This is a genomic window from Lysinibacillus sp. NPDC096212, assembly GCF_044763105.1.
Taxonomy (GTDB): domain Bacteria; phylum Bacillota; class Bacilli; order Bacillales_A; family Planococcaceae; genus Lysinibacillus.
The window spans coordinates 39828-54046 of sequence record NZ_JBIWFQ010000021.1; the positions used below are offsets into that span (position 1 = coordinate 39828).

A 14219-nucleotide genomic window follows, 5' to 3' on the forward strand; every position below is an offset into this window, starting at 1 on the left:
TTGAAAAGGTGTTATAGACATGACTAAAAAAATCCTAGTAACGGGCGCTGACGGATTCATCGGATCCCATTTAACAGAAGAACTTGTAAGACAAGGTCACGATGTACGTGCATTTGTTTACTATAACTCATTCAATTCATGGGGATGGTTAGACCAGTCGAAAAAAGAAATCAAAAAGTCATTGGATATTTTCTCCGGAGATATTCGAGATCCATTTGGGGTAAAGGAAGCGATGAAGGGCTGTACACACGTACTACACCTTGCATCACTTATTGCTATCCCTTACTCATACCATTCACCGTCTACTTATATTGATACAAATGTAAATGGTACGCTAAATATTGTACAAGCTGCGCGTGAATTAGGCGTGGAAAAGGTGGTGCATACGTCGACAAGTGAGGTGTATGGTACGGCTCAGTATGTGCCAATTGATGAGGATCATCCATTGCAAGGACAGTCCCCTTATTCAGCCTCTAAAATTGGTGCAGACCAAATGGCATTATCATTTTATCGTTCATTCGATACACCAGTTACGGTGATTCGTCCGTTTAATACATATGGTCCTCGTCAATCAGCGCGTGCGGTTATTCCGACAATTATTAGCCAATTAGCGAGTGGACAAACGACAATTAAGCTAGGTGCTATTAGTCCAACACGTGATTTCAACTATGTGCAGGATACGGTAGGGGGGTTTATATCTGTCATGAATTCTGAAAAGTCATTAGGTGAAGTTATTAATGTAGGCTCTAATTATGAAGTATCGATTGGTGAAACGGCAGAAATGATTGCAGAGATTATGGGTGTGAACTTAACGATTGAAACAGATGAACAGCGCTTACGTCCAGAAAAAAGCGAAGTCAATCGTCTATGGGCAGAAAATAAAAAAGCAAAAGAATTGATAGGTTGGCAACCTCAGTATGGTGGTAAAGATGGCTTCCGTCGTGGCTTAGAAGAAACAATTGATTGGTTCACTAATCCGAAAAATTCAGCTCAATATAAGGCAGATGTTTATAATATATGAATACGCAATGGGTGCAATTTGTAAATGATATAAAGGCACAATATGGAAAAGATTTTGTGCCTTTACATGAACCAACATTTAACGACAAAGAAATCGAATATGTAACGGACTGTGTAAAAACAGGATGGGTTTCTTCGGTAGGAGCGTATGTCACACGCTTTGAAGAAGAATTAGCGAAGTTTGTTGGTGTGAAGCGTGCTGTGGCAGTCGTGAACGGCACTGCTGCATTACATATTGCGTTAAAGATAGCGGGGGTAGAGCTAGAAGATGAAGTACTAATGCCTTCTCTTACTTTTGTAGCTACAGCAAATGCCGTTACTTATTTAGGAGCAGTTCCGCATTTTATTGATGTAAGTATGGATACATTAGGTATAGATCCAATTAAGCTAAAGAGCCATCTTAATAGAATGGCTGAAATACGTAATGGAGAGCTATTTAATAAGGAAACAGGTCGCCGTATTAAAGCACTTGTACCAATGCATACATTTGGACATCCTGTTGAGCTAGATGAATTAGTAGCTCTTTGTGATACTTATAATCTAGTACTTGTAGAAGATGCTGCAGAATCTTTGGGAAGTTATTATAAAGGTAAGCACACAGGAGGTTTCGGTAAAGTAAGTGCGATTAGCTTTAATGGTAATAAAATTATAACAACTGGCGGCGGCGGTGCGATTGTGACAGATGATGAGGCTTTAGCCGATTATGCAAAGCACTTAACGACGACAGCTAAAGTACCACATCGTTGGGAATATGAGCATGATGAAATTGGCTACAATTATCGTATGCCGAATATTAATGCAGCACTTGGGTGTGCTCAATTAGAAAAACTGCCTGAATTTCTACAGCAAAAACGAGAGTTAGCTAATAAAATTGGACAACTCATTACAGAATTAGAGGGTGTTAAGCTTTTTAAAGAGCCTACTAACTGCAGTAGTAATTATTGGCTCCAAACTATAATTCTTGATGAACGATATAAACGTGATGAAATATTAACATTTTTAAATGATAATCACATTTTGAGCAGGCCAATTTGGAAGCCCATGCATCAATTAAATATATTTCGAAACTGTCCAAAATCAACATTAGTAAATACAGAGTTGATTCAAAAGAGAATTATAAATATTCCAAGTTCTTGTTTTAAACGGATAGGTGGGTCAGAATTATGAAAAAAAGTGCAGTCGTAGTAGGTGGAGGGATTGTTGGGTTATTTTCAGCAATATACTTAAAACCAGAGTTTGACCAAGTGGTTATTCTCGAAAAAGATAAAGAAATCGGTGGATTATTAAAATCAATTACTAATGAAGATGGTATTAAATTTGATTATGGAACACATATTCCATGTGAAACATTAATTCCTACTATAGATAATATTCTATTTAGAGATGTAAATCCAGCAGAATGGGAAATATTTAGTAATTTTGATGTAGGTAATTTTTTTTTAGGTTCAATATATGAGAATAGTGGGTATGCTAATACATTAAATTTACCTAAAGAAAAATATCAAGAAGGCTTAATTGATTTTCTTAACGGAGAAGGTACAGATTATCAAGAAGATAATTTAGAGCGCTATTTAAATAAAGTTTACGGAAAAGGGTATACAGAACTTATTTATGAACCACTAATGAAAAAAATAGTTGGAGAGCCACTATGTAGTCTTCATACAAAGTCATTTAAGCTGTTCGACATTGGTAGATTAATTGTTGGAGATTATAATCTTACTAAAGAATTAAAAAAATCTGCAACAATTGATAGTAAGTCTGCTTATCCTGATTATATGCAAGGAGCATCAGCAAATAAAAAGTTTTATCCTAAAAACAATCAAGGCATAACAAGATGGATGGAAGAATTAACTAAACAAGCTTTAGAATTAGGTATAGAAATTAAAACAAACTGTGATATTAATGGGATTAAGCAAGAAGATGAAAAAATCACAATGATAGAATTATCAAACGGTGAATATATTTATCCAGAAAAAGTTATTTGGAGTGTAGCTCCTTATATTTTATTAAAACATCTTGATATAGTACGAGAATCTAAAGGATTTAAACCAGAATTTCTTAAATCTATAATTTGTAATGTAGTGGTAGATAGGAATTTCAAACTAAAAAATCAATATTTATATTGTCTAGATCCAAATATGAAAAGCTATCGCATAACGCTATATCCTAATCTAACTAAAACATTAGTTGAAAAAAACATCTTTAATTGTACAGTAGAAATTTTCTTAGATAAAGATATGGAATTTAATAAACAAGAAATTATTCAAGAGTTAATTAAAATGTCTATTTTAGATGAAAGCTTCAACATATTAAGTTTTGATTATAAGGTAATTGAAAATGGATTCCCAATTATAACAGAAGCATATATCAAGGAAATGAAAACCCAAAATGATTTAGTGTTAAGTAAAGTAAATAATGTTATCTTACTTGGAAAAGCAAAAGGTGAGAAATTTTTCATGATGGATACTTTGATTGAGGCATACGAGGAGTTGACAGAGATGTATGGAAGAGGTTAAAGCAAATTGTAAAGTATCAATCCATCAAAGTCAATATTTGCCTTGGTCTCCTTATTTCAAAAAAATAGCGCTGTCAGATTTCTTTGTTTTATTGGATGATGTTCAATTTCAAAAAAACGGTGTGCAAAATAGAAATAAGTTACGAAGTAAAAATGGAGAGTATTGGTTAACTGTTCCTGTGAATCATAAAATGGAGGAAAGTATTAGCGCCAAACATATTACTGATAACAAAGCACTTGTAAAACATTGGAAGTCGATTGAACAGAGTTATTCTAAAGCTAAAAACTGGTTTAAATATAGAGATGAGCTTTATGAAATATATACTTCTGAATATAATAATTTAGGAGACCTGAATTTTGATTTAATAAAATTCTTTATGAAAAACTTGAAGATTGAAACACCCATTATAAAATCTTCAAGTTTAAATTTAAATGAAAAAAAAGGTGATTTGGTATTGAAGATATGCGAAGTTTTAAATGCCGATGTATATGTATCAGGTCTTGGGAGTAAAAATTATTTAGAGGAATCTAAATTTAAGGAAAAAAACATTGAAATAGAATATTTACAATCAAAATCACCAGAATATCAACAAATTGTAGAGCCGTTTATAGCAGATTTATCAATCTTAGATTTTATAATGAATGGTTCAGAAGATGAAATTTATTTATATTTTAACGAAATAATATAGGGGGAAATTAATATGAACAAAAAAAATATAGCGATTTGGGAAGAAATTTATTCGAAAGGTTTGTCCAATTTAAAATATCCAAATGAGATGTTAGTACGCTTATTTAATAGATATTATGCAAATAACGATGTGAAAAGAGTTTTAGATTTTGGATTTGGGGCAGGGGCAAATTTAATTCATATTGCTGAGAGTGGTTGTGAAGTTTACGGAGCTGAAGTGAGTGAAAGTGCTATTCACCTAGTAGAGCAAAAACTTAAAGAAAAATCTTTAAATGCTAAATTAACAAAAATAGAAAATCACATACTACCATATGAAGATAATTTTTTTGATGTAGTTGTAGCCTGGCAAGTTTTGGCATACAATAATTTTCAATCATTTGAAGAAACAATGAAAGAAATTTCAAGAGTTTTAAAGCCTGGTGGACTATTTATAGGAACAATGACAGCTGTGAATGATATTACTCATGCTATGAGTGAAAAAGTAGGAGATTGCCTCTTTGTATCTAAAGTACCTAATCAGATAGGTGCGACTTGTATAATTGTGGACAAGCAGGAAATTCAGCAATTTTTCCCTAACAAAGTATTAGATATAGGAGAATATTATTTTGATTTGGGCGGAGTTGTGGCGAGGCATTGGGTAGTAACATATGAAAATTAAATTATTAGTTCTGACAGGAATTCGTTCCGAGTATGACTTGTTATATCCTTTGTTAAAAGAAGTTAAAAATAGTGAGGATTTTGAATTAGGTATTGTTGTATCAGGAGCACATTTAACACCATTACATAATTATTCTTTTCAGCAAGTTGAAAAGGATGGTTTTAAAATTGTAGGAAAAATTGATAATTTGTTTTACTCTAATACAGCTAGTGCAAAGGCAAAATCAACAGGTGTGTTATTACAGTCACTAGCAGAAATTTTGGCAAACTTCAAACCTGATTATTTAGTAGTTTTAGGTGATCGAGAGGAACCAGTTATTGGCGCTTTAGCGGCAACTTATATGGATATTCCTGTGATACATATTGCTGGAGGCGATCATACTATCCCAGAGCATGGTGATGTTGATGAACAAATTAGACATGCGACGTCAAAATTAAGCCATATACATTTAGTGATGCATGAAGAACATAAACAAAGACTTCTTAAAATGGGTGAAGAAGAATGGCGTGTTTTTGTAGTTGGAAATGGTGGGATTGACCGAATTAGAGAAACTAAGGTATTAGCAAAAGAAGAATTAGCTAAAGCGATAAGTAATAATATCAATGAAGACTATGCAGTTGTAATCTATCATCCTCTAAGCTCAGAAATGGCGGAAGCTTCACAAAATCTTAAATTAATATTAGATACACTGTTAGAATTAGATTTGAAGATTTTTATAGGTAATCCAAATAGTGACCCCGGGTATGAAAATTTACTTGAAGTAATCCAGACATATTCATCAAATTCTAATGTATATAACTATTCAAATTTAGATAGAGAATTATTTGTGAATTTATTGAGGCATTCAAAACTCTTAATAGGTAATTCATCTTTAGGGGTTTTAGAAGCACCATATTTAAGATTGTCAGCCATTAATGTAGGAGAAAGACAAAAAGGAAGAATTTGTGGTAATAACATACAGTTTATAGCAGCTGATTCCGATGAATTAAGAGCATCGCTAGAAAAAGTGCTCTTAAATAGCGAAATTAACAATAATAACAAAGAAGAACAGTTAATTTATGGTGATGGTAATATGGCTAAAAAGACTATTAGTATTTTACGAAATTTACCATCTAAAGAACAGCTTTTAGCGAAAAAAAACACTTATTAATTTTGGCCTACCAAAATTTGTACTTGCTAGCTCATTCTACTACAGACGGATGTATTCCACCCGCGTGGCTGGAGCCTCCTCAGTACGTGGTCTCAAGGCACATGATTTTCCCGCAGGTTTCGCCGCGATCCGTTTACATATAGCGGAGTTTCTTTTAAGTCAAGTACATGTTTTGGTAATGACCCTTAATTTTAGAAAAGGTGAGTATTTTGAAGAAAATAATTGTTTTGACACCTCACCCAGATGATGAAACACTGGGATGTGGTGGAACTTTACTAAAACATATAAATCAAGGCGATAAAGTTTACTGGTTGATAATTACTAAAATGGGTGATTATTTTGCTCAAGAAAAAATAACAAAGAGATCTAAGGAAATAGAAACTGTTGCTAGTATTTATCAATTTGAAAAAACATTTGAACTTGGATTTGAAGCTGCGACATTAGATCAGGTGTCTTATGGTGATTTGATTGGAAAAATAAGTGAAGTGTTTCAGGAAATACAGCCTAATATAATATTTGTACCTTACCCGGGTGATATTCATTCAGATCATAAAGTGGTGTTTGATGCAACAATAGCCTGTACGAAATGGTTTAGATATCCATCTGTAGATAAAGTATTGGCTTATGAAACATTGTCCGAGACAGATTTTACGATAAATCCTGATGCCAATGGTTTTAAACCGAATATATTTGTAAATATTGTACCTTATCTGGATAAAAAAATTGAAATTATGAAAGTTTATGATTCAGAAATAAGTGAATTTCCATTCCCACGAAGTGAAAAGGCGATTCAATCACTCGCAAGTGTCCGAGGTGCGGCAAGTGGCTTTGAAGCAGCAGAGGCTTTTATGTTATTGAAGGAGAGAATTCTATGAAAACTTATATAATTGCTGAAGCAGGTGTCAATCATAATGGTTCATTAAGAATGGCAAAAGATCTTGTAAAGGTTGCGAAAGAAGCAGGTGCGGATGCAGTAAAATTTCAAACCTTTAAAGCAGAGAATTTAGTAACAAAGCAGGCGAAACAAGCAAATTATCAAGTTGAAAATATCGGAGAAGCTTCGTCTCAATTTGCGATGTTGAAAAAATTGGAATTAACCTACGTTGAATTTGCTGAATTACAATTATATTGTAAAACAAAGCAAATTGAATTTCTATCGACACCTTTTGATTTTGAGAGTGTCGATTTTTTGCTGGATAAGCTTGATATTTCCTTAATTAAAATTCCTTCTGGTGAGTTAACTAATGCACCATTCATTCATTATATTGCGACGAAGAACAAGCCAATTATTTTATCGACAGGTATGGCGACAAGTGATGAAATTCATGAGGCATTAGCGTTTATTGCCTATGGTTTAGCAAGACCGCAAAAAAGGGTTGTATTAGAGCAGGTGTATGCTTTTTATGCTACGGATGAGGCGAAAAAAGTATTAAAGAAATATGTAACATTACTACACTGCACAACACAATACCCAACACCAATGAAATCAATTAATTTAAAAGCAATGAATGAAATGGAAAAAGCCTTTCATTTACCTATCGGTTTATCTGACCATTCGGAGGGTATTAATATTTCAATAGCCGCTGTCGGCATGGGGGCAAAGGTAATAGAAAAGCATTTCACATTGGACAAAACATTAGAAGGACCTGACCATATTGCATCTTTAAATCCAGATGAGTTAAAGGCGATGATAAAAGGGATTAGGGATTTAGAGCTAGCGTTAGGTGATGGTATTAAAAAACCGACGGTGATAGAATTACAAAATCGTATTCCAGCTCGCAAAAGCTTAGTTGCTAAAACTTCGATAAAAGCAGGTGAAGTATTTACCACAGAAAATTTAACTGTAAAAAGACCGGGCGATGGTATTGAACCTTCAAAATATTGGTCCATTCTTGGACAAACAGCTTCGGTATCATATGATGAGGATGCATTAATAGATGAATAAATCTATCATTATCATTGGAAATGGTGGACATGCCTCTGTATTAACGGAAATTTTACTTGCCCAAAAGCAAAAAATTATTGGTTTTACATCACCTAGAATTGAAGATAATACATTCCATTTACCTTATTTAGGAAATGATGGAGCGATAGAAAAATACAATCCTTCTGACATTGAACTAGTACTCGGGATAGGAATAATTAAGCCATCACCATTACGAGAAAAGATATTTAATACTTATAGCAATGCTAACTTTCAATTTAAATCGGTTATACATCCTTCAGCTATTATTGCACCATCCGTTAAATTGGGAGAAGGTGTTCAAATAATGGCAGGAGCTATCATTCAAACGAATACGATTATTGCCGATAATAGTATTATAAATACAGGTGCGCTGATTGATCATGATTGCCAGATTGGTGCTCATACACATATTGCACCTGGAACTAAAATATCTGGAGGCGTCTACATACAAAAAGGGACACTCATTGGAATAGGTTCAACAGTTATACAAGGAATTCATATAGGAGCGAACTGTATAATTGGCGCAGGGGCGGTTGTGATAAGTAATATAGCGAAAGGCAAAAAGGCCCTTGGTGTACCTGCAAAGGAAGTGTAGTTTTAATGAAGCAATGGCAGAAAACATTAGTTACCCAAAATCAAACGTTATTAGATACAATGAAAATTATTGATGATTCTTCTTTACAAATTGCTGTTGTAGTAGATAGGGAACAGCATTTACTTGGTACAGTAACGGATGGAGATATTCGACGAGGAATTTTACGAGGTGAGGGACTTGATGTACCTATTACCTCTATCATGAATCCAAATCCAATAAGTGCAAAAGCTGGACAAAAGCATTATAGATACAAGCAATTAATGAAGTCGAAAATGCTGAAACAAATGCCAATAGTAGACGAAACGAATAAAATTGTAGATATTTTATTTTCAGATAATTTAGAGCTGACTTTAAATAAAAATACAGTCATTCTAATGCTGGGCGGATTAGGTACTAGACTGCGACCTCTTACAAATGATACACCGAAGTCGATGTTAAATATAGGGAATAAGCCGATTTTAGAAACAATTATTGAGGGCTTTAAGCAATATGGCTATACACATTTCGTATTTTCCGTAAACTATAAAAAGGAAGTTATTCAAGATTATTTTCAAAATGGTGAAGCTTTTGATGTGACGATTGAATATGTTGAAGAAAGCAAAAGAATGGGTACCGCGGGGGCACTTTCGTTACTAGAAAATAGGCCAACGAAGCCTTTTTTTGTGATGAATGGAGACTTGCTAACACAAGTGAACTTTGATCAGCTCATGCAATTTCATATAGAGCATCAATCAATGGCAACTATGTGTGTGCGTGAATACGAATATCAAATTCCATATGGTGTTATTGAAACTGCTGGTACTGATTTAGTGACGATAAAAGAAAAACCGATTCATCGTAGTTTTGTTAATGCAGGTATCTATGTCCTCAATCCTGAAGTATTTGAGTGTATTCCGCAGGATGAGTTTTATGATATGCCTACCTTGTTTGAGCAATTGATAGAAAAAGATAAGAAAACATCGGCTTTCCCAATTCGTGAATATTGGTTAGATATAGGGCAAAAAGATGAATATGAAAGAGCAGATCGAGAGTTTACTAATATATTTGAGAAAGAAGATGTATTGAAATGAAAGCCTTAGTAATTGGTTATGGTTCAATTGGGCAAAGGCATGCTCGGATTTTGGAATATATGGGATTTCAAGTGTATATTGTTTCTAGAAGAGCACAGCATAAATTAAACTTTTTTAGTAGCTTGGAAACTGCTCTGAAAGAAAATAAGTATGATTATATTGTAATTGCAAATGAAACAGTAGCCCACATCGAGAGTTTAAGGGAAATTATAAATTATAAATTCACAGGTATGATACTAGTTGAGAAACCACTTTTTGCAAAAGTGGATTCTGTTAGTCTTAATGATTGCATGATTTTTGTTGCGTATAATTTAAGATTCCATCCACTTATTTTACAGTTGAAAACTATGCTCTTTAATGAGCAGACTATTAGTGTTAATGCTTATGTAGGTCAATATTTACCAACATGGAGACCAAATATAGATTATACTAAATGTTATTCTGCATATAGTAACCAAGGTGGAGGAGTTTTAAGAGATTTAAGTCATGAATTAGATTACCTTACCTATCTATTTGGTGAATGGAACTCATTAGTTGCTAATACGGCTAAAATTAGTAATTTAAATATCCAATCAGAGGATTATACACAAGTTTCTTATCGGACTAATCAGGATATACATGTATCTGTTGAGTTAAATTATTTAGACCGTATTGATCAGAGGTATGTAATTGTTCAAACAAATAATAAGACGATAAAGATTGACTTTATAGATAACAGTATTAATTGTAATGGTGAAATTGAACAATTGGCAACAGTTGATAGAGATTACACATATATGAAACAGCATGAAGCTATTTTAAATGATTCATTACATTGTTGTTCTTTTAAAGAGGGTTTAAATATAGTGAAAATGATTGAAGCAATTGAAAAATCCTCAATTCATAAGGAGTGGGTATATAATGACTAGAATTTGTACTATATGTGCACGTGGGGGATCTAAGGGAGTAAAAAATAAAAACCTACGTGAACTATTAGGAATACCGTTAATTGCCCATAGTATTATGCAAGCTCAAAAAAGTGGTCTATTTGATGTAATCGCAGTTAGTAGTGATAGTGAGGATATTTTACAAGTGGCTATGGAATATGGCGTGGATTTTGCCATTAAACGCCCAGCGGAATTAGCAACAGATACAGCCGCTAAATTGCCAGTTATCCAGCATTGTGTAAGTGAAGTTGAGCAACTAAGTAATTTACAATTTGATATGATGATAGATATTGATGCAACTTCACCATTGCGTACTATAGAAGATTTGAAAAATGCAGTAAGGATGCTTGGGCAACATGAAGATGCCTATAATTTAATAACAGCTGCACCTGCTCGAAGAAGCCCTTATTTTAACTTAGTAGAGGATCGAGCAGATGGATACGTGGGACTCTCAAAGCCTTTAGAAACTGCAATTTTTAGACGTCAAGATGCACCGAAATCATATGATATGAACGCTTCTATTTATGTTTGGAATCGTGACTGCTTTTTTAATGAACAATCTGTCTTTACAGATAAAACAATTTTATACGTTATGCCTGAGGAACGTTCTCAAGACATCGATTCAGAGTTGGATTTTGAAATCGTTCAGTTACTAGCGGAGAAAAGAGGAAGTTTAGTATGACGTATTTCGATAAATTTTCAATAAAAGGCAAGACAGCGATTGTTACTGGTGGTGGAGGGATACTTGGTCGGAATTTTTGTTGTGGACTAGCTGAGGCAGGGGCAAGAGTTGCTGTAGTGGATATTAATTTAGTTGGGGCACAACAAGTAGTTGATGAAATCCAAAGTCAGATACAGGGCGAGGCAAAAGCTTTTTATTGCGATTTGACATCAGAACAGTCAGTAAAAGAAATGGTAGAAGCGGTGGTTGAAGACTTTGGAATGATTGATATTCTTCATAATAACGCAGCTGGAAAATCTAGTGACCTAAATGCCTTTTTCGCTCCTTTTGAAGAATATGATTTAGATCAATGGAAAGAGATTATGAGTACAAATTTAGATAGTATGTTTCTTGTGGCAAAATATGTTGGGCAAGTGATGAAAGAGCAAGGTACAGGGGGTTCTATAATTCAAACTTCCTCTATCTATGGGGTAATGGCTCCAGATAATCGTATTTATGAAGGTTCCTTTTACTTAGATCGTCAAATTAATACGCCAGCAATTTACTCAGCTTCTAAGGCTGGGGTAGTAGGATTAACACGTTATTTGGCTACTTATTGGGCTAAGGATGGTATTCGTGTCAATACAATTACACCTGGTGGAGTAGAAAGCGGTCAGAATGATACGTTTAAACAAAATTATGGGAATCGCATTCCCTTAGGAAGAATGGCAAGAGCAGAAGAAATGGTTGGCGCATTAATTTATTTAGCGTCTGATGCATCTAGTTATGTAACAGGTCAAAACATTTTAATTGATGGCGGTTTAAGTGCTTGGTAAATAGATTAAGCCCAAATTTATAGCTGTTCTTTAGTAAAAATATTGATTTACATTTAAAATACTTGTTGTCATGAAATCATGGCGGCAAGTATTTTTTGACTAATCGCTTCAAATGAAAAGTATACTGAGTTTTGAATGTAGGATTTTAAAAATGCAAAAAGTGACCGATATATATACTTAGAAGTTACTATAGAATAGAGGAAATAAAAAGATGAATATACTAGAAAATAAAACTGTCTTAGTAACAGGCGGCACGGGGTCTTTTGGTAAAAAGTTTGTCAAACAGGCCTTAAAACTGAATGTGAAGAAAATAATAATTTTCAGTCGGGATGAATTGAAGCAGTACGAAATGAGACAACAATTCCATGATGATGATCGTATTCGCTTTTTTATTGGAGATGTTCGTGATAAGGAGCGTTTAGATCGTGCGTTTGATGGTGTAGATATTGTTGTGCATGCCGCTGCGATGAAGCATGTAGATGCATGCGAATATAACCCATTCGAGGCGATAAAAACGAATATTCATGGAGCTCAAAATATTATCGAAGCCGCCATTGATTGTGGTGTTGAAAAAGTGATTGCCTTAAGTACAGACAAAGCATGTAGTCCAGTTAACTTATACGGGGCAACAAAGCTTGCTTCGGATAAATTGTTTGTTGCTGCTAATTCTTATGTGGGCTCCAAAAAAACAGGCTTTTCTGTCGTGCGTTATGGCAATGTAGCTGGAAGTCGTGGAAGTGTAGTCCCATTCTTCAAAAAAACAAGTGAAACTGGAACGGTGCCAGTAACTGATGAGCGTATGACCCGTTTTTGGATTACTTTAGACCAGGGCGTTCAGTTTGTAATCGATAGTCTGGAGCGTATGCATGGCGGAGAAATTTTTGTGCCGAAAATTCCAAGTATGAAGGTGATGGATTTAGCTCAAGCAATTGCACCTGAGTGTGACGTAAAAATTATAGGTATTCGACCTGGAGAAAAGTTGCATGAGGCGATGATTATGGAGGACGATGCCCGACATACTGTAGAATTTGATAATCATTATGTCATTCAGCCAGAATTTCCTTGGTGGTCCAAAAAATTTGCGGAAGGTGGGAAGATACTGCCTGAAGGATTCTCATATACGAGTGATAATAATACGGAGTGGCTTTCTATTGAACAATTGGAAAAGCTGTCGGAGGATTTGTAATGATTGCAGTAATAGGGGGAGCAGGATATATAGGCTCACATACAGTGAAATATTTAATACAACATGGAAATGACGTAGTTGTGTTTGATAATTTAAGCACGGGTCATAAGGAATTTATCCCTTCAAATGTTCCTTTAGTCATAAATGAATCGTATTTAAAACATTATTTTGTTAGTACATAACTGGTTTTTTAACAAATTCGCCAACATAAGCACAAGCAGCAAAATGAGCAACTGTATCAATTGAAGGATATTGATTAAACAAGTATTGTAAATCCTCTTTATTGGCTAAATCACCCCCTGGATATGATGCTGCACTATGAAGTAAAAAATTATGTTTTCTTCTACCAGTGCAACTTATGAGGACCCTATAGAGTGGCCGATAACAGAGACGCATCCGCAAAATCGTACAAAATTAATGATGGAGCAACTTATAGAAGATTATTCACATACATACGGTTTGAAATTTGTGGCACTTAGATACTTTAATGCAGCTGGTGCCGATAGTGAATGTGTAATTGGTGAATAGCATGAGCTAGAGTCGCACTTAATTCCACTTGTGTTAGATGTGGCAATTGGAAAAAGATCGTCTATCTCGATATTCGACAGAGATTTCGACACAATAGATGGTACCTGTGTTCGTGACTATATTCATGTAACAGACTTAGCAGATGCACATTGCAAAGCGGTTGATTATTTAAAGGAGCACGATGAAAATCTTACACTAAATTTAGGTAACGGCTCAGGCTATTCCGTGCTAGAGATTATTCGAGTGATTGAAATGGTTACTGAATGTAGCATTCCGACGGTTATTACAGAGCGTCGTTCAGGAGATCCCGCGAGACTTAGTGGCTCAACAGTGAAGGTTGAGAAATTACTAGGTTGGAAGCCGCAGTATGACTTAGAAAAAATTGTTGAAACGGCATGGCAGTGACATGTGAAGAAATTT

15 protein-coding genes and 1 pseudogene are annotated in these 14219 nt (G+C 34.5%); all 16 read left to right on the forward strand.

Translation table 11 applies throughout. From position 1 onward, the window contains the following. Positions 1–19 precede the first annotated feature (19 nt). The 16 genes and pseudogenes from ACIQ7T_RS18805 (at position 20) to ACIQ7T_RS18880 (ending at position 14204) form a co-directional block, all read left to right on the forward strand. Entirely contained in the window at positions 20–1021 is a 1002-nt protein-coding gene (locus ACIQ7T_RS18805) for an NAD-dependent 4,6-dehydratase LegB (RefSeq protein ID WP_402872452.1), read from the forward strand. Then, on the forward strand, positions 1018–2187 hold the full coding sequence (locus ACIQ7T_RS18810) for a LegC family aminotransferase (protein WP_402872455.1): 1170 nt from the start codon (positions 1018–1020) through the stop codon (positions 2185–2187). The genes ACIQ7T_RS18805 and ACIQ7T_RS18810 overlap by 4 nt, the downstream gene beginning before the upstream one ends. Beyond that, the gene (locus tag ACIQ7T_RS18815) at positions 2184–3536 is read left to right on the forward strand and encodes an NAD(P)-binding protein (protein WP_402872458.1); all 1353 of its coding nucleotides are present in this window, start codon (positions 2184–2186) and stop codon (positions 3534–3536) included. Before ACIQ7T_RS18810 ends, ACIQ7T_RS18815 begins: the two co-directional genes overlap by 4 nt. After that, positions 3523–4224, forward strand: a complete 702-nt coding sequence (locus tag ACIQ7T_RS18820; RefSeq protein ID WP_402872461.1) for a WbqC family protein — start codon at positions 3523–3525, stop codon at positions 4222–4224. The genes ACIQ7T_RS18815 and ACIQ7T_RS18820 overlap by 14 nt, the downstream gene beginning before the upstream one ends. A gap of 12 nt (positions 4225–4236) precedes the next feature. Next, positions 4237–4881: a class I SAM-dependent methyltransferase gene (locus ACIQ7T_RS18825; protein ID WP_402872464.1), complete on the forward strand. Its 645-nt coding sequence runs from the start codon at positions 4237–4239 to the stop codon at positions 4879–4881. Beyond that, positions 4871–6031: a UDP-N-acetylglucosamine 2-epimerase gene (gene neuC, locus ACIQ7T_RS18830; protein WP_402872467.1), complete on the forward strand. Its 1161-nt coding sequence runs from the start codon at positions 4871–4873 to the stop codon at positions 6029–6031. Before ACIQ7T_RS18825 ends, neuC begins: the two co-directional genes overlap by 11 nt. A 200-nt stretch (positions 6032–6231) precedes the next feature. Continuing rightward, complete coding sequence (locus ACIQ7T_RS18835; RefSeq protein ID WP_402872469.1) at positions 6232–6906, forward strand: PIG-L deacetylase family protein; 675 nt, start codon at positions 6232–6234, stop codon at positions 6904–6906. Next, complete coding sequence (gene neuB / locus ACIQ7T_RS18840; RefSeq protein WP_402872472.1) at positions 6903–7976, forward strand: N-acetylneuraminate synthase; 1074 nt, start codon at positions 6903–6905, stop codon at positions 7974–7976. Before ACIQ7T_RS18835 ends, neuB begins: the two co-directional genes overlap by 4 nt. Continuing rightward, positions 7969–8592 (forward strand): acetyltransferase, encoded by a 624-nt coding sequence (locus ACIQ7T_RS18845; RefSeq protein ID WP_402872474.1) that lies wholly within the window; start codon positions 7969–7971, stop codon positions 8590–8592. Before neuB ends, ACIQ7T_RS18845 begins: the two co-directional genes overlap by 8 nt. A gap of 5 nt (positions 8593–8597) precedes the next feature. Continuing rightward, complete coding sequence (locus ACIQ7T_RS18850; protein ID WP_402872477.1) at positions 8598–9662, forward strand: nucleotidyltransferase family protein; 1065 nt, start codon at positions 8598–8600, stop codon at positions 9660–9662. Continuing rightward, positions 9659–10570: a Gfo/Idh/MocA family protein gene (locus ACIQ7T_RS18855; protein ID WP_402872480.1), complete on the forward strand. Its 912-nt coding sequence runs from the start codon at positions 9659–9661 to the stop codon at positions 10568–10570. Before ACIQ7T_RS18850 ends, ACIQ7T_RS18855 begins: the two co-directional genes overlap by 4 nt. Further along, entirely contained in the window at positions 10563–11270 is a 708-nt protein-coding gene (locus tag ACIQ7T_RS18860) for an acylneuraminate cytidylyltransferase family protein (RefSeq protein ID WP_402872483.1), read from the forward strand. Before ACIQ7T_RS18855 ends, ACIQ7T_RS18860 begins: the two co-directional genes overlap by 8 nt. Further along, the gene (locus tag ACIQ7T_RS18865) at positions 11267–12085 is read left to right on the forward strand and encodes an SDR family oxidoreductase (protein ID WP_402872486.1); all 819 of its coding nucleotides are present in this window, start codon (positions 11267–11269) and stop codon (positions 12083–12085) included. Before ACIQ7T_RS18860 ends, ACIQ7T_RS18865 begins: the two co-directional genes overlap by 4 nt. Before the next feature lie 211 nt (positions 12086–12296). Further along, entirely contained in the window at positions 12297–13271 is a 975-nt protein-coding gene (pseB, locus tag ACIQ7T_RS18870; RefSeq protein WP_402872488.1) for a UDP-N-acetylglucosamine 4,6-dehydratase (inverting), read from the forward strand. Next, on the forward strand, positions 13271–13453 hold the full coding sequence (locus tag ACIQ7T_RS18875; RefSeq protein WP_402872491.1) for an NAD-dependent epimerase/dehydratase family protein: 183 nt from the start codon (positions 13271–13273) through the stop codon (positions 13451–13453). The genes pseB and ACIQ7T_RS18875 overlap by 1 nt, the downstream gene beginning before the upstream one ends. Positions 13454–13604: 151 nt before the next feature. Next, a pseudogene (locus ACIQ7T_RS18880) lies at positions 13605–14204 on the forward strand (NAD-dependent epimerase/dehydratase family protein). Positions 14205–14219: the final 15 nt, after the last annotated feature.

Bases quoted from the DNA above. Each gene is read 5' to 3' on its own strand.
- ACIQ7T_RS18850 (WP_402872477.1), top strand. From the start codon at position 8,598: ATGAAGCAATGGCAGAAAACATTAGTTACCCAAAATCAAACGTTATTA.
- ACIQ7T_RS18815 (WP_402872458.1), top strand. From the start codon at position 2,184: ATGAAAAAAAGTGCAGTCGTAGTAGGTGGAGGGATTGTTGGGTTATTT.
- ACIQ7T_RS18855 (WP_402872480.1), top strand. From the start codon at position 9,659: ATGAAAGCCTTAGTAATTGGTTATGGTTCAATTGGGCAAAGGCATGCT.
- ACIQ7T_RS18875 (WP_402872491.1), top strand. From the start codon at position 13,271: ATGATTGCAGTAATAGGGGGAGCAGGATATATAGGCTCACATACAGTG.
- ACIQ7T_RS18825 (WP_402872464.1), top strand. From the start codon at position 4,237: ATGAACAAAAAAAATATAGCGATTTGGGAAGAAATTTATTCGAAAGGT.
- ACIQ7T_RS18810 (WP_402872455.1), top strand. From the start codon at position 1,018: ATGAATACGCAATGGGTGCAATTTGTAAATGATATAAAGGCACAATAT.
- neuC (WP_402872467.1), top strand. From the start codon at position 4,871: ATGAAAATTAAATTATTAGTTCTGACAGGAATTCGTTCCGAGTATGAC.
- ACIQ7T_RS18865 (WP_402872486.1), top strand. From the start codon at position 11,267: ATGACGTATTTCGATAAATTTTCAATAAAAGGCAAGACAGCGATTGTT.
- pseB (WP_402872488.1), top strand. From the start codon at position 12,297: ATGAATATACTAGAAAATAAAACTGTCTTAGTAACAGGCGGCACGGGG.
- neuB (WP_402872472.1), top strand. From the start codon at position 6,903: ATGAAAACTTATATAATTGCTGAAGCAGGTGTCAATCATAATGGTTCA.
- ACIQ7T_RS18820 (WP_402872461.1), top strand. From the start codon at position 3,523: ATGGAAGAGGTTAAAGCAAATTGTAAAGTATCAATCCATCAAAGTCAA.
- ACIQ7T_RS18845 (WP_402872474.1), top strand. From the start codon at position 7,969: ATGAATAAATCTATCATTATCATTGGAAATGGTGGACATGCCTCTGTA.
- ACIQ7T_RS18860 (WP_402872483.1), top strand. From the start codon at position 10,563: ATGACTAGAATTTGTACTATATGTGCACGTGGGGGATCTAAGGGAGTA.
- ACIQ7T_RS18805 (WP_402872452.1), top strand. From the start codon at position 20: ATGACTAAAAAAATCCTAGTAACGGGCGCTGACGGATTCATCGGATCC.